This is a genomic window from Vibrio sp. 704, from assembly GCF_033339295.1.
This window is the reverse complement of the sequence record NZ_JAWOUH010000836.1, coordinates 1-559: the sequence shown is the minus strand read 5'-3', so window position 1 is coordinate 559 and position 559 is coordinate 1. Positions and strand designations below refer to the sequence as shown.

Below are 559 nucleotides of genomic sequence, written 5' to 3'. Positions count from 1 at the left end.
AGTTTGACATGGCTTTAGAGACTTGGCCTGAAGATAAAAGCCTGTTCTCTGCACTACAAAGTGTGGACGGATATCGTTTGGTTCTCGCGCAATATAACAAGCTAGAACAACTTAAATACCTCATCCATGAAGAGGTGGCTATCGAGCTTGGTGTCGTTATAGGGTTTAATGCAACCGATTGTGACTGATCAAACCCGCCGAACGCTTCTAAAAGCGGCACTATTTGGAGCGGCAACTCCCGTGTTGCCGTTTGGTTGTGCGGCGACAACAAAGCGAGAGCCCGAATTGATTGGTTGTTCCATTGTCGGGCGAGATAAGTTTGCTGCCGTGGTGGCTGATGAACATGGTATGCCTATTTCGACGTTACCTATCCCTGAACGTGGACATGGCGTGGCGACCAATCAGCATGGCCACGCGGTTGTTTTTGGTCGACGTCCTGGCACTTTCTTTATGGTGTTCGACTATCGAACAGAACAAATGCTCAAGTTGGAACTGGCAAAACCGGAGCGCCATTTTTACGGCCACGGCGTTTATTCTCACGATGGTCTTTATCTCTTCG

Annotated in this window: 1 protein-coding gene and 1 pseudogene; both read left to right on the top strand. The window is 48.7% G+C overall.

The window, feature by feature from the left end:
- Positions 1 to 188, top strand: a pseudogene (locus R7R24_RS29410) (iron-regulated protein A); the annotation flags it as partial.
- A partial coding sequence (locus tag R7R24_RS29405) for a DUF1513 domain-containing protein (RefSeq protein ID WP_318120550.1) occupies positions 169 to 559 on the top strand: 391 nt, incomplete at its 3' end. The pseudogene R7R24_RS29410 and the gene R7R24_RS29405, both read left to right, overlap by 20 nt.